The following is a 25053-nucleotide window of genomic DNA, read 5'->3' as shown; positions in this document are numbered from 1 at the left end:
TCTGCCCGCAACTTGTCCCGAGCGTCGATCGCAATCATTCCCCTTATTCCCGCTCGACCCATTCAAGGAAAAGCGCCTCGGCCTCTTGCGCAAATTGCTCTGCATTGGCGCGCTTTGGCACCTCGTCCACACGGTCAAGTTCATCCTGTATCAACTGCTCTATTTCCGGCAATCGGATCGTATTCCCGGCCTCGCGGGTTTCTGCCTTGCGGGCGATCAGTTCGTCCACCTGCTCCACCAGCGCCGGGGCAAGTTTTGCCGCCTGCATCAGCGGCTGTATGCTCATCGGCGGGCGATGCGATGGATCAAGGCGCAATGCGCGCACCGATAATGCCGGACGCAGCGCATAGAAATACCGTTTCACCGCGATCTGACCATCAGGATCAAACCAGCGGCTGACCATTCCCTTGCCAAGACTGGCATAATGGCGCGCATAGCCATACGGGTCAAAATGACGGCTGGCAAGATCGGCCAGTTGGGCCACCACCGGATCATCCTTGATATAGCGAATCGGACTTTCGATCCATTCCGACAACACCGCGTTATGCTTGAGCAACAGACCAAGTGCCTTGCGAATATCCCATCCATTCAGATCAATCAGGTCGACAATCGGCCGTTCGATCACGTCACGAACGGGCTTAAGCGCCAGATAATCGCGGCGCGAGCGGATATAAAGAAAACGCACATCATAGTCGCTGTCGGGCGAAGGAAAGCCCCAGGCGCGGGAACCGGATTCAACCGCCATTAACAGGCGCACGCCATCCTCGCGCGCCACACGGGCCAAGCGCTCTTCGATGTCGGCACGTATTTCCGGCGCAATCGTGAAGAGATTCTTTTGCATCATCACTCGCCCATGTCTTCCGTTTGGCTTCCGTCAGATCAACCAGAAATCGAACGTCCTATTCGCAGACAGTGCGATTCTGTTGAAACACACGTCACTCTTCTGGCGAATAAAGATTAAAATTTCAATTAATGGGGGAAACCACCACAAAACCGGGCAAATGTGCATCTGCAGTCACAAAGGGGGCCGTAAAACGCCCTAACTAAATAGAGGCTGGCGCAAACCCTTCAAACATACCGTGATAGGATTTGGCCGGTGGCGTGCCATAGGTGCTGTGTTTACTGGTCGTCAATTGCAGGGCGGCCAACCCCTCGACCATTTTGATCGCGGCCTGCACCCCGTCAATCACCGGCACGCCCAAATCAGCACTCAGGTGTTCTGCAATATCCGTCATCCCGGCACAGCCCAGAACAATCGCCTCTGCCCCGTCATCGCGCAGGCTTTTTTGCGCTGCTCCATACAGGGCTTCATAGGCACGGGCGGCCTCTTCGCCTTCAAAATCCAGGGTGCGCACCCCGGCGGCCCGCACCACACAATCGCGGTCCGCGCCATATTTGCGCACCAGATGTTCCAGCGGGCGCACGGAAACAAACATGGGAGTGACAATGGCATAGCGCCCGGCCAGGGCCTGGGCAAAACGAATGGCCCCTTCGCACAGCCCCATCACCGGCGCCTGGGTCAGGCAGCGGGCGGCATCCACGCCGGTATCGTCAAAACAGGCCACGACATAACCGTCAATCCCGGTCGCATCAAGCTTGCGGATGACCGAAAGCAAACCAACACTGGCAAAGGCTTCATCGTAATATCCTTCGATGCTGTCGGGGCCAATATCGGGGTTAAGGGCCACCACCTGATTGTGGGGATAAACGGTACGCTGCGCCTGAATACGGATTTTATCGGTAAAACCGGCCGACATGTTCGGGTTGATCACCGCGATTTTTGACATTTTCTATCGCCCCCCCTGATCACGCCTTGCGACGGCGCAACAACACCACCGCGCCAAAGGCCAGGCCGATGACAACAAAGGAAAATACCGTTGTTAACGTACCCAGCGCATACAGCACCGGTGTGGTGACATTGGTGGTCATGCCGTAAATTTCCAAAGGCAGGGTGTTTAAGGACCCTGCCGTCATCAGGGTGCGGGCAAATTCATCGTAAGACAGAGTAAAGGAAAACATCGCAACGCCAATCAGACTGGGGGCGACCATTGGCAGCACCACATGGCGCACCGTTTGCCAGTTTGACGCGCCCAAATCCCGGGCCGCTTCCTCAAACGAGGGATCAAAACGGTTAAACACCGCAAACATGATCAACAAACCAAACGGGAAGGTCCAGGTCAGATGCGCCCCCAGGGCGGAGCTATACCAGTGCGGCTGTATTTCAAAGATATTAAACAGCAAGCCAATACCCAGCGAGATCAGGATGGAGGGGACAATCAAACTGGCAATCGCAAGGTAAAACACCACCGTATCACCGCGAAAGCGCCGCCGGAAAGCCATGCCCGCCATGAAGGACACGACAACCGTCACCACCATGACAATCAGCCCCAGTTTGAGCGAGCGCATGAATGATCCGCCAAAATCGCCCACCGCCTGTTGCTGAAACAGATTTACAAACCAGTGAAAGGAAAAGCCATTCATCGGAAAGGTCAGCCCGCCATTTGGCCCCTGAAAGGACAGGATAAAAATGGTCAGCATCGGCCCATATAAAAACAGCACAAACAGGGCAAAAAAGGCAGCAAGGAAATAAAAGGCCGCCGGTCGTTTTTCGCGGGTGATGGCCATGTCAAAGCTCCTTGCGAATATCAACGAGGCGCAACAGGGCGGTGACGATCAGCAATACCGTGATCAGCAGCACAACCGCACTGGCCGCGGCTGCCGGATATTGCAACAGCCCGATTTCATTGGAAATCTGCAACCCGACGGAGGCACTTTGCCCGCCGCTCATTAACCGAACCGTAATAAAATCGCCCATCACCACCGTGATAACAAAGATCGATCCAATGGCGATACCGGGTTTGGACAACGGCAAAATCACATGGCGCAGGGTGGACCAGGCACTAGCCCCGTTATCACGCGCGGCCTCGATCAATGAACGGTCAATCCGCATCATCGAATTGAAAATCGGCACCACCATAAACAGGGTGTATAAATGCACATCGGCCAGGACCACGGCAAAGTCGGAAAACAGTAAAAATTCAAGGGGTTCGTGGATAATCCCCGCCCCCATCAGCGCCTGATTAAGCAAACCGTTACGCCCCAGAAACGGAATCCACGAAATCATGCGGATGATGTTTGATGTCCAGAACGGAATGGTGCAGACCATAAACAGAATAATCTGCCAGGTCAGACTGCGAACATGAAAGGCCAGGAAATAGGCCACGGTAAAACCGATACCGAGCGTAAAGGCCCAGGTCAGCGCGGCATATTTAAAGGTGTTCAGATAAATTTGCCAGGTCACGGAGGAGCCCAGCAGGTAGCTGTAATTTTCCAAAATAAAGTCGGGCAGGATGCGGTATTCGTCATAATCCCAGAAACTGACCACAACAATTGTCAGCAGCGGTATCACCAGAAAAATGGCAAATACCAACGCCATGGGCGTGATCAGAAAATAGGAACCGCGTTTGGAATTGGATGCTGACATACCGTTCCGCCACATTCAGAAATTTCCCAAAGGATCACCGGGCCGCCGCATGTGCGGCCCGGTCGCCTTATCCCCGCATCACGCGGCGATAAATTCGTTCCACTTGCGAACCATGTGTTTGTTTTCATCCATTACAGAGTTCCAGCAGGCAACATGGCCCATGCGTTCTTCATAAGAACCGCCATCGCGCACGGCACCAGCCTTTTCCATCACCTTGCCTTCGGGGCTAAGGATGTCGCTCTGGGCGGGTTTGCCTTCCATCCAGTAGCCCCATTCATCGGCGGTCATGAATTTTTTGGCCGTTTCCGGTGCGGCACTGTAATAGCCCTGGCGGTTCAGATACGCCCCGACCCAGCCCGACAGATACCAGTTGATATATTCATAGGCCGCCTCAAGCTCGAGGCCGGAAAGATGCTTGGCCAGACCAATACCGCCACCCCAGGCGCGATACCCTTCCTTGAGCGGCTGGTATTTGCATTCGATCCCCTTGGAGCGCACAGCCGCCACGGCAGGCGACCACATCGACTGGATCACCACCTCGCCCGACGACATCAGATTGACCGATTCATCAAAGCTCTTCCAGAAAGCGCGGAACTGGCCGTCCCTTTTCGCCTTGATCATCAACGCAATGGTCTGGTCAATTTCGTCCTTGGTCATGTTGCCCTTGTCGCCATAGGTGATTTCACCCATCGCCTCGGACACCATCGCCGCATCCATGATGCCAATCGCCGGGATATTCAGGATCGATGCCTTGCCCTTGAAATCGGAGCTGAGCAAATCCGCCCAGCTATTGACAGGACGATTGATCAAATCAGGCCGAATACCCAGGGTATCGGCATTGTAAATGGTCGGGATCAACGTCATCCACTGGGTCGGCGCACTGGCAAATTCGGTGCTGTCCGGGCCTTCGACAAAGCCAACCGTGTTTGGTGCCGTGCCCTGGGCAATTTTGGACTCCGGCGTTAGCTTGCCGGTAATGAATAACGGCGAAATTTTATCGTAATTCTTGATCTTGGTGGTATCCATCGGCTGAAGCGTGCCCGCCGGGAAAACCTTTTTACAAATCCAGTATTCGATATCGGCAATATCAAACGAATTGGGCTGGGTCACAGCGCGCTGGGCCACGGCATCGGAATCAAGGGCCGTCATTTGCAGGGTAAAGCCCAGATCTTCCTTTACCTTGTCGGCAACAGCATTGATGTTGGAAACCCCGGTGCCAAACTGGCGCAGAGTCACATTTTTAATGTTCTGCGCCCAAATGGTCGGAAAACCGGTAATTGCACCAGACCCGATGGCAACACCGGCTGTCGCGGCTGCACCCTTAAGGAAACCGCGACGGGTAACATCCTTGCTCGGCAGAATGGACTTCAATTTGGTCTTGTCGGTCGTCATGTGAAGCTCCTGATAAAAAGATGTTTTTTTGATTTCAGGCCAGAACATGTGCGTGTTCGGGTTCCCAATAGGCGATAAACTTTTCCTTCCTGCGCACAGGCGCACGCCGAAATTCGCTTTCGGTCTTCATAAGGGTGATGTCCTTGCCATCGATCGTGGTGGCAACGATCCGCACCCAAAGTCCCAAATATTCCACTGTGGTGATTTCAACCGGGATCTGGCTTTGCCCGGCCCCGGCGGGAATTTCCTGCGCCAAGCCGATCAGATCGGTGCGAATGGTAAATTCAAGGTCTTCGCCGGTTTTCACATCATTATGTGCCGGTAAAACAAACTGGTCCGGCCCGCGCTCGATAATGGTCGCGGTTGAATCTGCGCGAGTGACCCGGCCTTTGAAAATGTTTTGCCCACCCATGAAATTGGCAATAAAACGCGATTTGGGCCGGTTAAAAATCTCTTCCGGGCTGCCTTTTTGGCGGATAACGCCATCTTCCATCACCACCACCATGTCCGACAGGGCCAGGGCCTCGTCCTGGGCGTGAGTGACATGGACAAAGGTAATGCCCAAATCCTGCTGCAAGCGGCGCAGTTCATCGCGCATCCGCGCACGCAAAAAGGGATCAAGCGCTGAAAGCGGTTCGTCAAGCAGCAGGACTTCGGGCTGCGTAATCAGCGCGCGCGCCAGGGCAATACGTTGCTGCTGCCCTCCTGAAAGCTGGTCCGGTTTGCGATCGGCGAATTTTTCCATATGCACGCGGGCCAGCATTTCGGTGGCGCGTTCGGCCCGCTCGGCTGGTGCAACACCCTGCATACGCAGGCCAAAGGCCACATTTTCCGCACAGGTCATATGGGGAAACAGCGCGTAATTCTGAAACATCATGGCCGTACCGCGCTTGACCGGCGGCAATTCCGTTACATTACGCTGCCCGATTAGCAGATCCCCTTCGCTGATCACCTCGTGACCGGCGATCATGCGAAGGGTTGTTGTCTTGCCACAGCCCGATGGACCGATCAGACAGCAATAGGCGCCAGCCGGTATTTTGAGATCGATCGATTTGACTGCGATTGTGCTGCCGTAATATTTACTGACAGCGATCAGCTCAATGGCCCCGTTACCCGTCATCCGCCCACCCGATACTGCATGCAAATTGTCAACAATCTGTGTTTTGAATTGTTAGCAAATGCTATGCCACTTCAGAAAGAGCGCACAAAAGCTGGCATTCATGATCCTCAGGTTGATCATTCACGCCACCAGTGCCTTTTTTATGCACATAAATTGCATATCTTTTAATCAAACACGATGTTATGAATATTTTTTGATCTATCATTAAAACGTGCGAAACTGTTCCTTCGATTTTTTGTTGTGTAAATCGTCAACAATTTTGTAAAACATTTATATGACATCCTCACCCCACTTTCAGGAAAGACGCGCCGCGATGGCCCACCCCGCCGAGCCCCAACGCTTTACCGGCAGCGGCAAATTACGGCCGGAAGAACAGATTTATCAGGAAATGCTGGGCGCCATCCTGGACCGGCGCCTCGAACCCGGCATGAAGCTGGTGGAAGAAGACCTTGCCAAAACCTTTGGCGTCAGCCGGGCGCGTATTCGTGCAGCCTTTCTGCAACTGGCCCATGACAAGCTGATCAATCTGGTTCCCAATCGCGGGGCTTTTGTTGCCGAACCCACCATCGACGAAGCGATTGAGGTTTTTTCCGCCCGCCGTATGATCGAAGATGGCGTGGTGCGCAAAGTGACCGCGCACATGAATGCGGACCGCGCAGAGCAAATCCGCGCCCATCTGGCGGCCGAGCACAAAGCCCACCATGATGGCGACCACCGCGCCGCGATTATTCTATCAGGCGAATTTCACCTGTTGCTGGCCCGCCTTGCCAATAATCTGGTGATTGAGGAATTTTTGGAACGGCTGATTTTACGAAGCTCGTTGATCATTGCGATGTATGAAAGCCCGCAACCGGCCGATTGCTCGCATGATGACCATGACGAATTGCTGCGCACCCTGACCGGCGGCGACCCGGATGCCGCCGCCGCCTGCATGGCCCGCCACCTTGATAACATCCGCGACCGCCTGCAGCTTCATCGCGAAAAACCTGGCAAAACCGATTTCGCCAGCATCTTTGGCCGCCAGCCCAGCAGCAAGGCGAGCTAACAGGCAAATTCCCACAGCAGCCTGCTTTTATGACCTTCGCCGACATAGAAAGGGACGAGGTGCCAAACCCCGTCCCTTTTGCTTTAACGCCATCGCAGCGAGCAAGAACATGCTCAAGAAGGCAAACGAGCCTTAAAAACCAACAGCGCACCCATCCTTGCGCGGGTCGGACCCGGCAACATATCCGGCATCGGTTTTGGCAATAAGCTGCGCACCACCAAATCCAAAATTGGTTTGATCGGGCGTTTCGACCAAAATGTTATGACCCTTGGCGCGCAAGGCTTTGATCGTTTCATCCCCCAAAACATGCTCGACCGCCACATCCAGCCCGGAAATGGCCTGCCAGCGCGGGGCATCGGCGGCGGTTTGCGGGTCCTGGCCCCAAAGCTGGGTACGCAGCGTCATTTGCAAATGCCCCTGGGCCTGCATCGGCCCGCCCATGACGCCAAAGCTCATAACCGGGTTGCCATCCTTGCCCATCAAAAAGGCCGGAATAATGGTTTGGAACGGACGTTTGCCACCCGCAACCAGGTTGGGATGCCCCGGCTGCAACGAAAAGCCATGCCCCCGGTTTTGCAAGCTGATTGACGTACCCGGCACCACAACACCGGAGCCAAAACCCAGATAATTCGACTGAATAAACGACACCATCATGCCGCTTTCATCCGCCGCCGTCACATAAACCGTCCCGCCATGTTCGGGCGCACCGGCCTTGAAATCCTGCGCGCGCGCCGGATCAATCAGGGCCGCCCGCGATGCCAGATAATTATCTGACAGCAAATGTTCCACCGTCACATCGCGCATATGGTCCAGATCGGCGACATAAGTGTGCAAATCGGCAAAGGCCAGTTTCATGGCCTCAATTTCCAGATGCAGCACCTCGGGGTCATCAGGGCCATATTGATCAATCTGGCAATGGCGCAAAATGCCCAAAGCCATCAGGGCCGAAATGCCCTGCCCGTTGGGCGGAATTTCATGCAGGGCCACATCGCCAAATTCCTGGCTGATGGTGCCACACCAGTCCGCCTTATGATTGGCAAGGTCTTCTTCATTCAGGGCTGCCCCGTGTTCACGGGCAAAATCGGCAATTTTTTTCGCCAATCGACCTTTGTAAAAACTATCCCCACCGGTCTGGGCAATATCGCGCAGGCTTTCGGCCATTGCCGGGTTGACAAACAACTCGCCTGCTTTGGGGGTACGGCCCCCGGGCATAAAGGCTTCGGCAAAGCCGGGTTTGTCATGCAACACTTTTGCGCCATTGGCCCAAAGCTGGGCAATGATGGGCGATACGGCAAAGCCCCGGCTGGCATATTCGATAGCCGGTTCAAACAGCTTTTCAAACGGCAATTTGCCAAATTTATCCGATATCGCCCGCCAGGCCGAAACCGCACCAGGCACCGTGACAGCCTCCCAGCCCCGTTGCGGCATTTTTTCCTGCCCGGCAAACCGTTCGGGCGACCATGCAGCCGGGGCACGGCCCGATGCATTAAGACCGTGAATTTCCGTGCCATCCCAAATAATGGCATAGGCATCGGAGCCCAGCCCATTGCCGGTTGGCTCCACCACCGGCAGGGCAATGGCGGCGGCCAAGGCAGCATCGGCGGCATTACCGCCCTGGGCCAGCATCCGCAAACCGGCCTGTGCGGCCAGTGGTTGCGATGTCGAAACAATATTGCGCGCCATCACCGGTGACCGGCGCGAGGCATAAAGCCCTTCGGTGGTAAATTTCATGGGTTTAATTCCTCCTCGCAGCACTCAGGCGAGCGCATCTTTGTTTCCATTGCCCTTTTTATGGGCTTTCCAGATCGACCGGATGCTTAAAATAACCGACAAAACCGCCGCTGCCAAAAACAGGGCAGAAATCGGCCGGGTAAAAAACACCGTCCAGTCGCCATCACTCATTAACGCACGGCGCAAATTGGTTTCGGCAATCGGGCCGAGAATGACCCCCAGAACCAACGGGGCCAGCGGATAATCCAGACATTTCAAAATGTAACCCACCAGCCCGATCGCGCCGAGCAGATAAAGATCGCCCATGCGGTTATTAAGGGCAAAGGCCCCGATCACGCAGCAGATCATCACGGTTGGCACAATGAACTGTTTGGGAATATCGGTAACCCGCAAAAACAGCCGCATCGAGGCCACACACACCACCAGCATCATAAAGCTGGCAACGGTGAGGGCGATAAACATGCCATAAACCAGATCGGCATGATCCAGAATCAGCCTAGGGCCAACACTAATGCCATGCACCATCAGGGATGCCATTAAAATCGCATCTACTGCCGATCCGGGAATGCCCAGCGAAATCAGCGGGATCAACCCGCCGCCTGCCGTGGCAGAATTGCCAGCCTCGGAGGCCACAACCCCATCGGCAATCCCCTGGCCGAATTTTTCCGGCGTTTTGGAACTGCGCTTTGCCTGATCATAAGCCAGCAGATTGGCAATAGAGCCCCCGGCCCCGGGCAGCGCCCCAATCACAACCCCCACCAGCGATGATCGGATCAAATTAACCGGGCGCATCAAAACTTCGCGCATGACTTCCCAGGTTTTGAAATCGATACTTTTGGGGATCAGGGCATGATTGACCTTTTTGCCGTGAATTTCGACCTCGTCCAGAAGCTGGCTGATGGCGAAAATGCCAATCAGCACCACCAGAAACGGCAGGCCCGGTGCCAGCAAATCCATATCAAAGGTCAGGCGCGGGCGACCCATCATCGGGTCCGGCCCAATGGTGGCAAGGCCCAGGCCAATCACCCCGGCAATCAAACCACGAATCAGCGAATTTCCCACCAGGCTGGCGACAATGGTTAAGGCAAAAACGATCAGCGAAAAATATTCCCACGGGCCCAGGCGCACTGCCACAACTGCCAGCGGCGGGGCGGCAACAATCAGCACCAGTGTGGAAATAATGGTGCCAAAAAACGAGGCCCACACGCCGAGCGACAAGGCCCGGCCCGGCTCGCCATTGCGCGCCATGGGAAAGGCATCAAAGGTGGTGGCAACCGAACTCGGCGTGCCGGGAATACCTAACAAAGCCGCACTGATCAGGCCGCCGGTATAACCCCCGACATATACCGACAACATCACAGAAATGCCCTGAAGGGGTTCCATGGCAAAGGTCAGCGGCAAGGTCAGAATAATTGCCATCGTCACGGTAAAACCGGGGATCGCGGCGGCAACAATACCGGCAACCGACCCGATCAACATATAAATCAGGGTGTCAAAGGCAAAAACCTGATGCGCGCCCTGAAAAAAAGCATCCAACATATGTCTGAACTTTCAGCAGTATGTGACGGCGCTGTATCGCTGCCTAAAAGGCAATCAGAACACCACGCGGCAGGAAAACATTGAAAACATCGGCAAACAGCATGTTCAGCCCGAACGAAAACACCAATGCGGCGATAACAGACTGAATAACCGTTCGGCGCGTCACACCCGCGATCAGCAATTGCGCAATCAGCAAAAAGCCGAACGTCGCCAGCGAAAAGCCCAACGTGGACAACACGCCAAGGTAAATCACCAGCAAACCGTAAATCGCAAAGGAAATGCGCCGGATTTTAAGCCAGCGCCCAAAGGCATAAACCGCTTCGGGCATGCCGCCATTCCGGTGAATATCAATCACCGACTTGATGGCGGCAAACAGGCACAAAGCTGCCAGCACAATGAAAACCAGCTTGGGGAAAGACCCGGCCCCCAATGGCTCCCAGCGTGATGTCGGCAAGGATGATGCCCGCCAGACGCAATAAACTGCAGCAACACCAAAAACAATATAGGAAACCAGCCGGGCCAGTTCGTTTCTGGCCCGCGTGGCAGCAGATGCCACTGCATCTGCCGCCGCCGGTTTCGGGGTATCGGCCGTCATCCCTGCAACTTGCCGACCAGTTTGGTCACGTCAGCATCAAGTTTTTCGAGATAGGCTTTGTAATCTTCCTCGCCAATGAAGACATTGGCAGAACCGGCATTTTTCATTTTGGTTTTAATGTCATCAAGCGACATGGCTTTTTTCAAATCATCCGCCAGCTTGTCGACAATCGGCTGCGGTGTGCCCTTGGGCAGAACAACCCCGCGGGTCACCGCCATTTGCAAATCGTAACCCTGTTCTTTCATCGTTGGCACATCGGGTTCTTCGGCGGTGCGTTCTTCCGTGCCCACACCGGCAAAAATCAGATCGCCGTTTTTCACAAACTCACTCGCCGATGAAACATCGCCAATGGCAATATCAATATTGCCGCCCACCAGGGCGCGAATACGTTCACCCGTGTCGCGGAACCCGACATAACTGAACTCGACACCCAAAGCATCCTCGATCATGGCCATGTGCAAATGTGGCACCCCGCCCAGCGTCACACCGGCGCGCACCTTGCCCGGGTTGGCCTTTGCATAGGCCTTGAGTTCCTCAAGATTTTTGAAATTGTCGTTTTTGGAAAGCGTCAGATATTGCGGCGAAGATGCCACCAGCGCGACCGGAATAAAGCTGTCCCAATCCAGGTCGGTGATGCCGGTTTTATTTGCCGTTAACAACCCTTCGTGGATTTGCGAAATCGTATAGCCATCTGCCGGGCGCTTGGCAAATTCCTTCAGGCCCACCGTTCCGCCAACGCCGGGCATATTAATAATTGGCACCGGCTGGCCGGTCACTTCCGACAGGCCAAGGCCAACAATGCGCATCAGGGTGTCACTACCGCCACCCGGGCCCCAGGGAACAATAAATTCAATCGGTTTACTTGGATAATCCTGCGCCATAACCGGCGTTACCGCCGCAGCGGCCAGCATCAATCCCGCCGCCATCGCAATTTTGCGAAGCATATCTCCAGCCTCCTGATAAGTGGTTCATTATATAGTCAAACCATTTTAGATATGGTTCGTTATGTTTATGCCCATATTGTTTGCACCTTCATTGCTGCAACGCAAGCGGAAAACACAAATTCGCCACAAATTGGCATTTTCAACCTTCGCATTTGCAAAATATCTATACAAAAATATTGATTTATGCGTAGAACCATTAACACATTAAAGCAAAATTGGTTTGGATTGGTTCAGAATGATGGATCTGGGAAGCGGCGCACATCTTTATCTGGTTTGGGGCGGCGCCATGCTGTTTGCCGGTGTGGTTGGCGGCATTATGGCAGGATTACTGGGTGTTGGCGGCGGCATTGTCATTGTACCGGTGCTGTATCATTTCCTCTCCGTGATGGGGGTGGATGAAAGCATGCGCATGCAAATTGCCGTGGCAACATCGCTGACCACCATCATTGCCACCGCCTTGTCCTCAACACGCAGCCATTACAAAAAAGGGGCGGTTGATGTCGGGCTGCTTAAACGCTGGGGCCCTGCCATTGTTGTGGGCGTTATTATTGGCACGGCCATTGGCGGCCATGTCGATGGGCGTGTTCTGACCGGCGTTTTTGCCGTGGTGGCCCTGCTGGTCGCCACCAACATGATGCTGGCCCGCGACCGGTCTGCCGACCCACAAAAAAATCCGCCCAAATCGGTATGGGCCTTACTGGGCATTCTGGCCGGGGGGCTTTCGGCCATGATGGGCATTGGCGGGGGCACCATTTGCGTGCCGATGCTCAGTTTTCTGGGTTATGACATTCGCAAGGCTGTCGGCACCGCATCGGCCATTGGCCTGATCATTGCCCTGCCCGGCACCATTGGTTATGCCATGTCGGGCATTGGCATTGATGGCAGACCGCCCTTTTCGCTGGGTTATGTCAATGTGCTGGCTGCCGCCCTTCTGATACCCATGACCGTGATGTTTGCACCAGTCGGCGCACGCATTGCGCACAGCATTCCGCAACGTGCCTTGCGCATCTGTTTTGGGCTTTTCCTGCTCGTCACATCAATTCGCATGTTCCATGACCTGATTTTTTGATACCTGATGGCACTGGAAACGTCCGTCGCAACAAGAAAAACCGCCATGAATGATATATCAACACAGGGGCTGGCCGAAAAACTGCGCAATGCCTTTAACCAGGGGCAATATGTGGAGAATGGCCGTGTTATTGCCGAGCGCAGCCTGGCCGAAAAACTTGATGTGGGCCGCCGTGCGCTCCGCAAGGCACTTGACGAACTTGAAACCGACGGGCTGATCTGGCGGCGGCAGGGACAAGGCACCTTTGTTGGCACCCCGCCCACCCCGCGTTTGCGCCGCCTGGAAGGGCTTGCCACCAAAACCAGCCCCCATGAAATCATGGAAGTCCGCCTTGAAATTGAACCATCAATGGCGCGCTTTGCCGCCCTGCGGGCATCCCAAGCCGACATTGATACCATGCGCATGATGGTGGAAAACGCCGCCCAGGCCCAAAACCAGGCCGATTATGAAAAATGGGATTCGGCCTTTCATCAAAAACTGGCCGAAAGTGTGCGCAATACCCTGTTTTTAGCGGTATTTGAGGCCGTAAATGCCGTGCGCCGTGATGCCGCCTGGGCTCGCATGCGCGAAAGCAGCCATTCAGACCGCCTGATCACCAAATTATCCGAACAGCACCACGCCATTGTTGATGCCATCGAACAACGCAACCCCAACCGCGCCGAAGAAGCCATGCGCGCCCACCTTTTGCAGGTTGAACGCGCCCTGACCCAAAGCGGATGAAGCAACGGCACGCCCGAAAATGCGGCAATCCATTGCTTAATGTCATTTATAAGCCGGATAACGGGCAAATCTGCCCAAGGCGGCAAATGCCAGCAGCATAAAACACAGTGCCGGCATCAGGGCCGTTTCCGCACTTCCGCTGCGGTCTGCCAGCAAGCCTCCCAGCAATGACAGCACAAACGCTACGCCAAAACCAATCAGGGTCATGCCCGCACTTAGCCGGGTGACGGCAATACCGGACGCAATAACCGGCGGCAAGGATACCAGTAAAATCAGCTCGATTGTTGCGGCAAAGCCAACTGCCAGGGCCGATAGCCAGGATACCCACCCCTCAAAAACAATAAAGCCCGCCAGCCCGATTGCCGCGATCAGGGCCGACACGGCAACCGGTTGACGAAACCCGATCCATTTCGGAACCAAAACAACCGCGAAAGAGGCAAAAAGCGGCATCACATTATAGGCGAATAGCACGCCTGTAAGGGCATCCGCCTCGCCCCGCGCCTGAAGGATCGCGCCCATATAGGCATTGACCACAAAAAAGGCGACAACCGAGCTCCCCAACAACAGGCCATATTGCCATACACGCCCATCATTTGCGCGCGGCAACGAAGACCTGGCCGAAAGAAAGGGTGCATCATCGCTCCCGCCTACATGGACGGACAGTTTGGGCACGCGCACCAACAACACCAAAAGCGCAATCAGCAAAATAGGCGCCGCCCATAAAACCAGGGCAAATCGCCAGTCACCCCCTGCCAGCGGCAACACCACTGGCAGGGTCAACCCTGCCCCGGATAATTCCCCCAACATCATGCCATTCAGATAAACCGCACTGCCAAGGGCCGTATGTGTGGGCGTCCAAATCCGCGTTGCCGCTGGCAAAGCCGTTTGAAACACGGCAACCCCCAACCCCATCACCACAGAAACACCCCACAGCAGCGCCGTGGAGGGCACCTGACCACGGGCCACCGATGCCACCACCATGACCACAAGCCCACCCACAATTGCCGCCCGCACGCCAAAGCGGCCAATGATCCACGCGGCAGGCACAGCACCAAACGCAACCGCAATAACCGGCAGCATCGTCAAGGCCCCAATCCCTGCCGCACCCAAATCAAAGCTGTTTGCCATGCGTGTTGCCAAAGGCGGGGCTGACAAAATGGGCACCCGCAGGGTCCAGCCCACCAGCCACAAAACGGCCAGCATTCCATAAGGTGGTAACGCGGCAGATGGCTTGGCAATATCCCGGCACATAAAACAAAAAGCCCTTTGATTGATATGAGATTTTATCACGCACATATTGGCAAGGGCCGGGATAGCGGCAAACAGACCAGGCTGCCATTGAGTTTTTGGTCGATAGATATTAGAAATTCTTACATTATGGAAAATTTGAAACACCTGCGTGCCCTGCTGGCCTTTCACGAGACCGCAAACCAATCAAACCTCAGCAAGGCTGCGGATGTTTTGCATGTCACGCATGGCGCGATCAGCCAGCAAATCAAGCTGCTGGAACAGTATCTGGGAACCAGGCTGTTTCATCGCCGCCCCAATGGCGTGGCATTAACCCCCGCCGGGCAGCAACTTTATCAATCCACACAACAGGCGTTTCCACTCCTGCAAAAAGGTGTCTCTGCCGTTAAACGACAACATCAGCGTCAGTCTTTAAAACTATCGCTGCCGCATTCGGTCGCACTGAAATGGCTGGTGCCACATCTGCCTGATTTCCACAAACGCCATCCCGGTATCGCCCTGTTTCTGGAAACCGATGACACAATTGCAGATTTTGACACATCGGAAATCGATCTTGCCCTGCGCTTTGGCCTGCCCGGATGGGACGGCCTGTTTCACGAGAAAATCGCGGATGAAGAACTGGTCGTCGTTGCGGCCCCCGCCCTGGTTGGCAACGCCAAATTGCCGATGCCTGCCGGAGATATCGTCGAGCTGCCGCTGCTCTATGATGCCTTTAACAAAGGCTGGGACCAATGGGCGATAAAAGCAGGCATCGACCCCAATCTATTAACGGCGAAAAACATAAAATACTTCGATAGTGCGGTGCTTTTGGAAGCCGCCATCGACCGGCAGGGCGTGGCCCTGGCAAGGCATCTGCTGGCCGCCAGAGACCTTAAAGCTGGCAGGCTGGTGCGGCTGGATGACATCGCCGTTCCACTGGGGCGCGGGCTGTATTTTGTCTGCCGCAACGGCGACCAGGACCGCACCGCGATCCGGGTTTTTAAAGACTGGCTGCTATCACTGTAACGACGCACCTTGAGTGACTAACGGATAAAACCTCACCCGATATCAATTTGTTATCACGCAATATTTTCCCAAACCCCTGCCTGGCAACGCTGCCAGATGTCAACCGCATTACTTTTCATATGATGACTTTACAGGCCCTGATCCGCCCCATACATTCCCGGCAACGGAAATACCGGTCCAATTTGCAGCCTGGGTGACAGATTCCATGCAATATAGTACTATTGTATGATTTTTTACGGAATCTGGAGAGAATTTGCGGTATAGACAGACAATAACGTCATGAATTGCGAATATTTTTATGGCTTTAGCTGTCTGTTGATCCCGGGCTTGCCTCTGGATAACGGATATACAGATCCAACTCACAGGAGAACCCGATGCTGAGCGGAAAAAACTATATTGCTGGTGAATGGCTGGATGGCCCCGATGTTTTTCAGGCGGACAATCCTGCCACCGGCGAGAAGCTGCCGACCAAATTTCAGCAGGGTACCGAAGAACATGTAGATCAGGCGGCCCGTGCGGCAGATGCCTGTGCCGAGGAATTTGCCTCGATGGCACCGGCAAAACGGGCGGCCTTCCTGCGCGCCTGTGCGGAAGAAATTGACGCGCGCGGCGACGAACTGACCGAAATGGGCAATCTTGAATCCGCCCTTCCCGCTGCCCGCCTGCAGGGAGAACGCGGCCGTACCGTCGGCCAGCTGCGCTTCTTTGCCGACTGGATCGAAGAAGGCTCGTGGTTTGAAGCCCGCATCGAAACCGCCCAGCCCGACCGCGCCCCGCTGCCCAAGCCCGACATCCGCTCGATGTTCAAGGCCCTGGGTCCGGTTGGCGTTTTTGGCGCATCAAACTTCCCGCTGGCATTTTCGGTTGCCGGGGGTGATACCGCATCGGCCCTGGCCGCTGGTTGCCCGGTGGTGTTCAAGGCCCATGCCGCCCATCCCGGCACCTCGGAAATCGTCGCCCAGGCCATTGCCGCAGCAGTTGAAAAAACCGGCATGCCCAAGGGCGTGTTCAGCATGGTGCATGGCGGCGGCCGTATTGTCGGTCAGTCGCTGGTCGCCCATCCGTTAATCAAGGCCGTTGGCTTTACCGGCTCAACCGGTGGCGGCCGTGCCCTGTTTGACATTGCCGTCAGCCGCCCGGACCCGATCCCGTTTTATGGTGAACTGGGCAGCAACAACCCGGTTTACCTGCTGCCAAATGCCATGAAGAAAAATGCCGCTGGCATTGCCAAGGCCTGGGCCGGGTCGCTGACAATGGGTGTCGGCCAGTTCTGCACCAATCCGGGCCTTTTGCTGGCCGTTAAGGGCGCGGATCTGGATACCTTTGTGACCACCGCCGTTGAAGAACTGGGCGGTGTTGCCAGCCAGGCCATGCTGACGGACCGGGTTTCCAGCGCCTATCATCATGTCAATGACGACATGGCAAAACACCCGAAAGTCACCTGTGCGCTCAAACGCCGTGACACTGACGGCCCGTTTGAAGGCAGCCCGGCGGTTTACCGTGTATCGGCGGCCGATTGGCAGGCAAACCCGGAACTGGCCGAAGAAATGTTTGGTCCGGCCGGGATCATCATTGAATGCGACAGCGAAGAGCAGATTTTGGAAATCTCGGCCAAGCTGCTGGGTCAGCTGACCGCAACCATCCAGATGGACGATGCCGACGCCGCATTTGCCACCAAGCTGCGTCCGCTTCTGGAAAAAGTTGCCGGTCGTATCCTGGTCAATGGCTGGCCGACCGGTGTGGAAGTGTGCCATTCAATGGTGCATGGTGGGCCGTACCCGGCAAGCACGGATTCGCGTTCAACCTCGGTCGGTTCGCTGGCGATCAAGCGTTTCGTCCGCCCGGTCGCCTATCAGGCCTTCGCCGATGCCCTGCTGCCCGACGCGCTGAAAGACAGCAATCCGCTGAACATTCCGCGTCTGGTCGATGGCAAATGGCAGATGCCGAAATAATCGATAGATATCAAATTTCTAACGCAAAAGGCGCTGTCATCGGGCAGCGCCTTTTTGTGTGGCTCGTCTACAGCCAAAACCTTAATCGCGCGGCACACCAGCCTTATCTTCGCTGCCACGATGATAGCGAAATGTACCGGTGGCAGACGCAATGATATCGCCCTTGTCGTTATAGGCCGTGGCGGTTGTGAAAATGATCTTGCGCCCACCGCCCTGTCGCTGCGCTTCGACCTTCACAATATCACCATCAACAGCCTGCCCCATGAATTGGGTCGTCAGGGACAGAGTCAGGCAGCGACGGATATTTCCCGAAACCGTGCAATAGCAGCAGGCGTACCCGGAAGCTGTATCGAGCAGCGTCGCAAGGACACCGCCATGCAAAATTCCGGCGCGATTACAATGCCGGGGCGCGACATGCAGTTCGACAACAGCACGGTCATCTTGCCACTCCACCAGGCGATACCCCAGCATTTCCTGCAGGCCGCTGCCATGTTTCTGCTCGTAACAAAGATTGTTGTCGTCGTCGTTATTCATATGCGCCCTTCTTTTCCAATATGTGCCATTTTCTCACATAATTAATGACGTTTTTACACATAATAACAGAAATAATTCCAATTCCTTTGAAGCATAAACACAAATAATGCATTTTCCTTGTGCGCCGCGAAAATTCGATATCCTTCAATTTCAATAGCTTAACGGTTATCGTTCTCCAAACAAGAACGGGGACGCCGCAAACTGGTGATAGTGGGCAATGCTCGCCTTTGCTAGCTTTCAAATCACGGAAAACAAACCGCACTTCCTTGCCAAAGGAGATTTGAAAATGGCTACTCTCGCATTTAACAGCGCCTCTGTTTCCCACAAAGAACCGAAAGCGGCAAAACCGAAATTTGCCTGGCTTGCCGACTTTTTTGAAGCTGTTCGCATTGCCCGGATCATGGAAAACAGCCCGGCACGCGATCACTCTGCCCTGGTTAATGAATGGCGCGCCCACATGCTTGGCGAGAAGAACTAAGCGTTCTTCTCTGCCCTGCCTGATCGCGATGCGTAATAATCGCGCTTGACCGTTTTGGGCCGGGCGACCTAAACGATTATATGCAAAAGTTTGACATCGTCACGATCAGGCTGTTCGTCGCCATTGTTAAGGCCGGCAGCATTAATGAAGCCGCCCGGCGCGAACATATCGCAACATCCGCCGTCAGCCGGCGTATTGGCGAGCTTGAGGCCCTTTTGGGTGTGCGCCTGCTGCGCCGCCTGCCCCGTGGTGTAGAACCCACCCCGGAAGGCACCATTTTTGCCCGCTATGGTGAAAAGCTGCTGGGTGATTTGCGCCATCTGTCAAACGAACTGAGCGACTTTAACGCCGGTCAGAAAGGCGAGATTTTTCTGGCCACGGTGACATCGGGCATCCTGACGGGGCTTCCGTCCTATCTGGCCGATTTTGGCCGGGATTTTCCCGGTATCACGGTTGATGTCAGTGAACTGACCAGCCGCGAATCGATTGATGCGGTACGTGAAGGCCGCGCCGACCTTGCCGTGGTGGCCGACAATATCGGGCGCTACGACCTTGATTATCATGTTTTTTGCGATGACCCGATCTGGCTTGTGACCCCCAAAGGGCATCCGCTCATTCCCGATCCGAAAAATCCGCAACCGGTTTATTTTGCCGATGCCATCAAATACCAGATCATTTCCCTGCATGAAGGGGGCGTGATTGACGATTTGATCAGCGAAGCTGCCAACAAACTAAGCCGTGCCATGCACCCGCATATCAAGGTGATGCGTTTTGGCTCGTTACGTCGGGTAATTGCGGCGGGGCTGGGCATCGGCTTTTTGCGTCGCTCCAGTGTCGAAGAGCATCTATCGCACATGAATATTTCCGGCACCCCCATTGCCGATGACTGGGCCAAACGGCAATTGCTGATTGTGCATGAAGCCGAAAAAAACCTGTCTTCGGCCACACGCACCTTCCGCGACTATCTATTGAAAAAGTCAAACGCCGCCATTGCACCGGAATAACCCGGCAAGCCCTCCGTAAATTAACCCGGCCTGGCCCGGCGGATTACGGCTGGCAATACCAAGCCAGCCGCACATTTTTACGTGAAAAAGACGGCCAGATCAGGAAACCAGGCTGTTATGGTCGCGGCTGCCAAGCGGCATCATATAATTTGCCAAGACCACGGTCCGGCGGGCTTTTTGGGCCGCCTGCTCCAGAATAATGGGCGGCAATACCGGCCACGTCCCGACAGGGTCGAGCAAAACACCCTTATCCTGCCCGACCAGCGCCAGCATTTCGGGCACATCCTCGCGCGCGTGAACACCACCCCCCGCCAGAATCGGCAAAAACAGCCGATTGGGCCGATCCGTTTTTTGCCGCCAGTCCTGCAAGGAAGGTTGGCCTTCAATATTGACCACAGAAACCGACATTTCCGGCAGAACATTGGCAACACGCTGCGCCAGCCAGATTTGTTCGCTTGTTGCTTCGCGCAGGGTTTTAAGACCATGCGCAATCAAAAACAGCGTCGTGTCACTGGCCGCCCAATTCTGTATCCGCAAGGTCTGTTCCAGATACCGGGCCACCATTGGCACGAAGCCGTTCAAACCGGTCACAGGGGATAACACCATCGCATGTGACAAACCGGCAGCATCCAGTATCTTTGGCAATTCTTCCGTCACCAGATACCCCGCACTAAAAAACAGCGGCACCACCAGCAACCGGTCCGTTTTACCCTGCTGCGAAAGGTCATCCAGCACCTGTTCCAGGCCCGGTTCGGACCGCATATAGGCAGGCACCACATCACCAAACCAGGCTGGTGACAGCTTTCGCGCCAGATCCCCTGCCGGATCGCCATTTTCAACACTGGTACCGTGGGCAACAATCAATAAGGTCGTTTTACCGCGATAGGACATGATTCACGTATCACCTTGCTGCGAGCCAAAATTCCAGAACGTTTCCAGACTGTATTGAGGTACGGCAGGAATCAGACATCCGATCAGTTTTTTATTCCTTTTTCGCAAAAACAAAACACAACCCCGCCTGATGCAAATCCAAGGCTTGCAACATGTCGGCCGCGACCACGGGCTATAACCATGCTAAATGTGCTAATATCCTGAAATTTCCACCCGGAACGGTCATATAGCGCCCGGCTCGGGCACGAAAGCTCCGGCCCGGTGGGTGGGTGGTTGATCATGGCCGCCCCTTCCTGCCTGCGCCCAGGTGATTGCGTTACGGAGACCAAAATGAGCCCGCATAACCATGATGATGATATTGGCCAAGACGATCCGCACGATTTTGCCAATAGTGACCGGCAGATAAACCAATATGACGATCCTCACCCTCATGCAAACAGGACGCAGGATGAAAGACAACGCGCCAGCCATCGCGAGGACTTAACCCGTAATCTGCGCCACCCGCCCCATTTAGGCCGCAGAATGCCCTCAGCACCCGCATTTCTTGCCGACGAACCTAACGATGGCAAACGCCGTGGCCGTTATGCCCTGCGGCAAATCGCGGCCATTTTTATGGTCTTTATTGCCGGTGGTCTTGGCGGAGCAGCCATTATGGAAGCCACCCTGTCTGACACACCGGCCAACCGGGATTTTGTAAATGCCCTGCCTGCCATTTCCAGCGCGGGATATGGCATTTATGCCAGCGAAGTCCGCCACCCTGTCGAAGTCTATGCCGATCAAAAGGATCATTTGGTGAACTGGCTGAGCAAACGGCTGGGCGTTTCCTTTTCCGCACCTGATCTATCATCGCAGGGGTTCCACCTGATAGGAGGCCGCTTGGTCCCGCTTGAGGATAAACCCGGCGCATTGTTGATGTATGAGAACAATAACAACCAGCGTGTGACCCTGTTGGTGGGACATAATCCCGACAATATATCGACCGGTTTCAGCTATCAAAGTCACGGAAAAATCGAAACATTTTACTGGATAGACGGGCCAATCGGCTATGCCATCAGCGGCGAGATCAACAAGGAAAATCTTGAGGATGCGGCCCTGGTGGCGTATCGCCAGACAGGGGGATAATTAAGCCCATTTCAGAAACAGTTTGTCTATCCTTTGGTTGATTGTGGATAATTAAAAACAACGTAATCTGGCTTCAACACATGTCCCCCTGATACAGGAGCCGACAATGATTACGATACGCAAATCACACGAAAGAGGCCGGGCCAATTTTGGCTGGCTCGATTCCAACCACAGCTTTTCGTTCGGCCATTATTATGACCGCAACCATATGGGCTGGGGCCCGTTAAGGGTTATCAACGAAGACCGGGTTATTGCCGGTGCCGGTTTTGACCCCCACCCCCACCGCGACATGGAAATCATTTCCTATGTCATTGACGGGGCCCTGGAACACAAGGACAGCATTGGCAACGGGTCGGTCATTCGCCCCGGCCGCCTGCAACGCATGAGTGCGGGAACCGGCATTCGTCACAGTGAATACAATGCCTCGAAAACCGAACCGGTGCATTTCCTGCAAATCTGGATTCTGCCCGAGCAACAGGGCATAGCGCCCGGTTACGAGGAAAAGGACATCGCCGCCACAGCAAACGACCTGCAGCTGATCGGCAGTCGTTCAGGCCGCGATGGGTCCATCACCATCCATCAGGATGTGGATCTTTATGCCGCCCATCTTGGCAAAGGCAGCGTGGTCGAGCACACCCTGCAAAAGGGACGAATCGCCTGGCTGCAAATGGTCAGCGGCACGATTGACCTTGGCGAAACCACGCTAAATGCCGGGGATGGTGCCGCCATCACCCAGGAAGACATCCTGAAATTACAGGCCCGAACCGATACCGAGGCCCTGCTGTTTGACATGGCCGCCTGATCGTTGCGACCAGCCCGTACCTGTTTGCATCGCGTAACGATGCCCAAAATCCATTCGGAGTTTTTAAAATGAACAATCCTGCTGGCCAGTCTGGCCCCCGTCCGATCATTCCCGCCCTTGGTTCTCTTTGGGCGGCACTGGAACCCCTGTCATGGCTGATCTTGCGCGTCACCACAGGTATTTTGTTAATGCCGCATGGTGCGGGCAAACTGTTTGGCCTGTTTGGCGGTTATGGCCTTGAAGGAACGGGCGGCTATTTCGACAGTATCGGTTTCCATCCTGGCTATTTCTTTGCCCTTCTGGTGGGCACACTGGAATTTTTTGGCGGTGCGCTGCTGGTTCTTGGCCTGCTGACCCGCCCGGTCGCGGCTGCCGTGGTTATTTTCATGTCGGTCGCCTTTTTCATTCACCTGCCAAACGGCTATGCCTGGATCGATGCCGGCGTTGAAATGCCGATCATGTGGGGCATGCTGGCCCTGGCGGTTCTTATTCGGGGTGGCGGGCGATTCTCGCTCGATCACAAACTCGGCTACGAATTTTAATCATCCGGTTTTATGACCGAAACGGCAAAAGGCGGGGACTCCTCACGGAAATCCCCGCCTTTTCTTTGCTTTTCAGCATCTTATAATACTCCTCAAATAGGGATGTAGGGAAAATCCAAAACTGCCTAAGGTTGCGCTCAGAATGCACCTGACAGAGAAGTCAAAGCCATGAACCGTACACCTGACCACATGACTGCACTGGCACCGATCCCCCGCACATCCTGTCGTGCGGAGCGGACCGCTGTCTCCAGAATCATTGTCAGCGGTGCTGACAGGGCACTGTCGCCAGCCGAAAATCCGGCGGCGCAAACACGCCAGGATGACCTGTTGCAGGCCTTTATTGTCTGGAACATCGAAACGCATAAAACAGCGCGTCATACCCTGTTTGCGCATTGGCTTCGCACTTAAACAGGTGCCCCCTGCAAGCGGCTCCCCGTTAAACGAGGGCCACTGCGGAACTTCAACTGTTTTGTCATATCGTGGCGCATCATCAGACATGCGCTGTATAAGGGATACACTCATGGCTGACGCACCGTCGATCATATTCGTCGATGACGATCCAAATGTTCTTAGCGGCCTGCGACGTCGTGTTCGGGCCAAACGACCAAACTGGCGTTTGCAGTTTTGCGACAATGGGCAGGAAGTGCTTAATCTGCTCAATTCACATCACAGTGCGGATGTCATTGTATCTGACATGCGCATGCCCATCATGGATGGCGCAGAACTGTTTCGCAAAGTCTCGCAGCTTTACCCGGAAATCGGGCGGATTCTGCTTTCGGGATATGCTGATGAACATGCAAATCTGCTCGGTACGTCGGCCACGCATCATTTTTTGATGAAACCCTGTGATGACCAATCCATCATCAATGCAATCGAACGCGCCCTGATTTTACGGTCCTATCTGCGGGACCCGTATCTTCTGGGGGTCATGTCCTGTTTGCCGGCGCATTATCTGTGGCCGACCTCATTTCGCAACATGCAGGTAACACTGTATCACGATGGCCCGGTTTCGGAACAAAGCCTGTCGCACTATGCAATGGACCACCGCGACTGCGTGACCTTTATTCAGCATTATGCCCAGCGCGAAGGCCTGATTGCTGAACACAGCACACCGACCCTGCATCACCTGTTCGAGGTGCTGGGGGTTGAAAGTGTCAAAGCCCTGACATTGCTGTTTGAAATCTATGGCAATGGCGACCTTGAAACGGCCGAAAATGACCCCGACCTGGTCCGCACGCTAATCATGGCCGAAATTGCCGCCCATTTGGGCCGCCATGACAAAAATGGATTTGAAAATATTGATGCCAGTCGGGCAGCAGCCCTTTTGGCGCATGTCGGTAGCAAACTGATTGAAATGGTGTTGCCCAATCAAAGCATGTCGGCCCGCCATATCGCCGACAAGAACCAGTGCGACATCATTTCAGCCGAAATTGATGTGATGGGAATCAGTCATGCCGGGCTGTCGGCCTGCATGGCCGCACTCTGGAGCTTCAAACACGAAATTATTGAGGATATTGCTTTCCATCACCGGCCGGAATCGGCCCCCTCTGGTCGATCCTCAACACTGGCAGTCGTCTACGCAGCCCAGCATTTTGCCCGCGAATATGGCCGTTCAGGACGTTTGGTGAAAGAAAAATACCCGCTCTCGGAACGTTACCTGGCCGCTGTTGGCCTGGGCGAGAAATGGGCTGCATGGTCCAGCATCGCACGCGATACCATCCGCCTGCATGAAATGCGCTAAAAAACCTTCTTAACAAGCTCGCCATGCGATTGCACCATCGCGCGCATTAAAGGCAGAAGGCTCTAAAACCCGGTTTCCACCTGTGATCCCTGACA

General features: G+C 54.8%; 25 protein-coding genes. 12 read left to right on the top strand and 13 right to left on the bottom strand.

Annotation, left to right across the window (positions count from 1 at the left end; translation table 11 throughout):
- Positions 1 to 43: 43 nt before the first annotated feature.
- The 6 genes from LF95_RS11255 to LF95_RS11230 form a co-directional block, all read right to left on the bottom strand.
- Positions 44 to 841, bottom strand: coding sequence for a nucleotidyltransferase domain-containing protein (locus LF95_RS11255; RefSeq protein WP_073956199.1), 798 nt, complete (start codon positions 839 to 841; stop codon positions 44 to 46).
- A gap of 202 nt (positions 842 to 1043) precedes the next feature.
- Complete coding sequence (locus LF95_RS11250) at positions 1044 to 1787, bottom strand: aspartate/glutamate racemase family protein (RefSeq protein WP_073955240.1); 744 nt, start codon at positions 1785 to 1787, stop codon at positions 1044 to 1046.
- 19 nt (positions 1788 to 1806) lie between these two features.
- Positions 1807 to 2625 carry an ABC transporter permease gene (locus LF95_RS11245; RefSeq protein ID WP_215905679.1) on the bottom strand — a complete coding sequence of 273 codons (819 nt, stop codon included), beginning with the start codon at positions 2623 to 2625 and terminating at the stop codon, positions 1807 to 1809.
- Position 2626: 1 nt separating this feature from the next.
- Positions 2627 to 3484, bottom strand: a complete 858-nt coding sequence (locus LF95_RS11240; RefSeq protein WP_073955239.1) for an ABC transporter permease — start codon at positions 3482 to 3484, stop codon at positions 2627 to 2629.
- Between the two features lie 78 nt (positions 3485 to 3562).
- Positions 3563 to 4876, bottom strand: coding sequence for an ABC transporter substrate-binding protein (locus tag LF95_RS11235; protein ID WP_073956197.1), 1314 nt, complete (start codon positions 4874 to 4876; stop codon positions 3563 to 3565).
- A 34-nt stretch (positions 4877 to 4910) separates the two neighbouring features.
- Complete coding sequence (locus LF95_RS11230; RefSeq protein WP_073955238.1) at positions 4911 to 5996, bottom strand: ABC transporter ATP-binding protein; 1086 nt, start codon at positions 5994 to 5996, stop codon at positions 4911 to 4913.
- A 313-nt stretch (positions 5997 to 6309) separates the two neighbouring features.
- Here LF95_RS11230 and LF95_RS11225 point away from each other — a divergent pair, with 313 nt between their 5' ends.
- The gene (locus tag LF95_RS11225) at positions 6310 to 7041 is read left to right on the top strand and encodes a GntR family transcriptional regulator (RefSeq protein WP_073955237.1); all 732 of its coding nucleotides are present in this window, start codon (positions 6310 to 6312) and stop codon (positions 7039 to 7041) included.
- 132 nt (positions 7042 to 7173) lie between these two features.
- Here LF95_RS11225 and LF95_RS11220 read toward each other — a convergent pair whose 3' ends face one another.
- Genes LF95_RS11220 through LF95_RS11205 form a run of 4 tightly spaced genes read right to left on the bottom strand, consistent with a single transcriptional unit; the run spans position 7174 to position 11850 of the window.
- Positions 7174 to 8772: a gamma-glutamyltransferase family protein gene (locus LF95_RS11220; protein ID WP_073955236.1), complete on the bottom strand. Its 1599-nt coding sequence runs from the start codon at positions 8770 to 8772 to the stop codon at positions 7174 to 7176.
- 24 nt (positions 8773 to 8796) lie between these two features.
- Positions 8797 to 10311, bottom strand: a complete 1515-nt coding sequence (locus LF95_RS11215) for a tripartite tricarboxylate transporter permease (RefSeq protein WP_073955235.1) — start codon at positions 10309 to 10311, stop codon at positions 8797 to 8799.
- A gap of 43 nt (positions 10312 to 10354) precedes the next feature.
- A complete protein-coding gene (locus LF95_RS11210; RefSeq protein WP_073955234.1) occupies positions 10355 to 10906 on the bottom strand; it encodes a tripartite tricarboxylate transporter TctB family protein in 552 nt (183 codons plus the stop codon).
- Positions 10903 to 11850, bottom strand: a complete 948-nt coding sequence (locus LF95_RS11205) for a Bug family tripartite tricarboxylate transporter substrate binding protein (protein ID WP_073955233.1) — start codon at positions 11848 to 11850, stop codon at positions 10903 to 10905. The genes LF95_RS11210 and LF95_RS11205 overlap by 4 nt, the downstream gene beginning before the upstream one ends.
- A gap of 235 nt (positions 11851 to 12085) precedes the next feature.
- On the opposite strand from LF95_RS11205, the gene LF95_RS11200 reads away from it, so the two are divergent.
- Both LF95_RS11200 and LF95_RS11195 read left to right on the top strand, forming a co-directional pair.
- Positions 12086 to 12919 carry a sulfite exporter TauE/SafE family protein gene (locus LF95_RS11200; protein ID WP_073955232.1) on the top strand — a complete coding sequence of 278 codons (834 nt, stop codon included), beginning with the start codon at positions 12086 to 12088 and terminating at the stop codon, positions 12917 to 12919.
- 45 nt (positions 12920 to 12964) lie between these two features.
- Positions 12965 to 13639, top strand: coding sequence for a FadR/GntR family transcriptional regulator (locus LF95_RS11195; RefSeq protein ID WP_073955231.1), 675 nt, complete (start codon positions 12965 to 12967; stop codon positions 13637 to 13639).
- Between the two features lie 42 nt (positions 13640 to 13681).
- On the opposite strand, the gene LF95_RS11190 is transcribed toward LF95_RS11195, so the two are convergent.
- Positions 13682 to 14890 carry an MFS transporter gene (locus LF95_RS11190; RefSeq protein WP_073955230.1) on the bottom strand — a complete coding sequence of 403 codons (1209 nt, stop codon included), beginning with the start codon at positions 14888 to 14890 and terminating at the stop codon, positions 13682 to 13684.
- Positions 14891 to 15016: 126 nt separating this feature from the next.
- On the opposite strand from LF95_RS11190, the gene LF95_RS11185 reads away from it, so the two are divergent.
- Both LF95_RS11185 and LF95_RS11180 read left to right on the top strand, forming a co-directional pair.
- The gene (locus tag LF95_RS11185; RefSeq protein ID WP_073955229.1) at positions 15017 to 15892 is read left to right on the top strand and encodes a LysR substrate-binding domain-containing protein; all 876 of its coding nucleotides are present in this window, start codon (positions 15017 to 15019) and stop codon (positions 15890 to 15892) included.
- A 374-nt stretch (positions 15893 to 16266) separates the two neighbouring features.
- Positions 16267 to 17844, top strand: coding sequence for an aldehyde dehydrogenase (NADP(+)) (locus LF95_RS11180; protein WP_073955228.1), 1578 nt, complete (start codon positions 16267 to 16269; stop codon positions 17842 to 17844).
- Positions 17845 to 17925: 81 nt separating this feature from the next.
- Here LF95_RS11180 and LF95_RS11175 read toward each other — a convergent pair whose 3' ends face one another.
- Positions 17926 to 18378: a PaaI family thioesterase gene (locus LF95_RS11175; protein WP_083607644.1), complete on the bottom strand. Its 453-nt coding sequence runs from the start codon at positions 18376 to 18378 to the stop codon at positions 17926 to 17928.
- Positions 18379 to 18664: 286 nt separating this feature from the next.
- Here LF95_RS11175 and LF95_RS11170 point away from each other — a divergent pair, with 286 nt between their 5' ends.
- Both LF95_RS11170 and LF95_RS11165 read left to right on the top strand, forming a co-directional pair.
- Positions 18665 to 18856 carry a hypothetical protein gene (locus tag LF95_RS11170; RefSeq protein ID WP_143182016.1) on the top strand — a complete coding sequence of 64 codons (192 nt, stop codon included), beginning with the start codon at positions 18665 to 18667 and terminating at the stop codon, positions 18854 to 18856.
- Positions 18857 to 18936: 80 nt separating this feature from the next.
- Positions 18937 to 19860, top strand: a complete 924-nt coding sequence (locus LF95_RS11165) for a LysR family transcriptional regulator (protein ID WP_073955226.1) — start codon at positions 18937 to 18939, stop codon at positions 19858 to 19860.
- Between the two features lie 99 nt (positions 19861 to 19959).
- Here LF95_RS11165 and LF95_RS11160 read toward each other — a convergent pair whose 3' ends face one another.
- The gene (locus tag LF95_RS11160) at positions 19960 to 20751 is read right to left on the bottom strand and encodes a sirohydrochlorin chelatase (RefSeq protein WP_073955225.1); all 792 of its coding nucleotides are present in this window, start codon (positions 20749 to 20751) and stop codon (positions 19960 to 19962) included.
- A gap of 330 nt (positions 20752 to 21081) precedes the next feature.
- Here LF95_RS11160 and LF95_RS11155 point away from each other — a divergent pair, with 330 nt between their 5' ends.
- The 5 genes from LF95_RS11155 (at position 21082) to LF95_RS11135 (ending at position 24958) form a co-directional block, all read left to right on the top strand.
- On the top strand, positions 21082 to 21873 hold the full coding sequence (locus tag LF95_RS11155; protein ID WP_073955224.1) for an anti-sigma factor family protein: 792 nt from the start codon (positions 21082 to 21084) through the stop codon (positions 21871 to 21873).
- Positions 21874 to 21979: 106 nt separating this feature from the next.
- On the top strand, positions 21980 to 22675 hold the full coding sequence (locus LF95_RS11150; RefSeq protein WP_073955223.1) for a pirin family protein: 696 nt from the start codon (positions 21980 to 21982) through the stop codon (positions 22673 to 22675).
- A gap of 68 nt (positions 22676 to 22743) precedes the next feature.
- Positions 22744 to 23217: a DoxX family protein gene (locus tag LF95_RS11145; protein ID WP_073955222.1), complete on the top strand. Its 474-nt coding sequence runs from the start codon at positions 22744 to 22746 to the stop codon at positions 23215 to 23217.
- 168 nt (positions 23218 to 23385) lie between these two features.
- Entirely contained in the window at positions 23386 to 23625 is a 240-nt protein-coding gene (locus tag LF95_RS22950; protein ID WP_168173695.1) for a hypothetical protein, read from the top strand.
- 112 nt (positions 23626 to 23737) lie between these two features.
- On the top strand, positions 23738 to 24958 hold the full coding sequence (locus LF95_RS11135) for a response regulator (RefSeq protein WP_073955220.1): 1221 nt from the start codon (positions 23738 to 23740) through the stop codon (positions 24956 to 24958).
- Positions 24959 to 25053: the final 95 nt, after the last annotated feature.

The sequence above is a fragment of the Thalassospira sp. TSL5-1 genome (assembly GCF_001907695.1).
Taxonomy (GTDB): domain Bacteria; phylum Pseudomonadota; class Alphaproteobacteria; order Rhodospirillales; family Thalassospiraceae; genus Thalassospira.
This window is presented reverse-complemented; position numbering and strand designations above follow the sequence as displayed.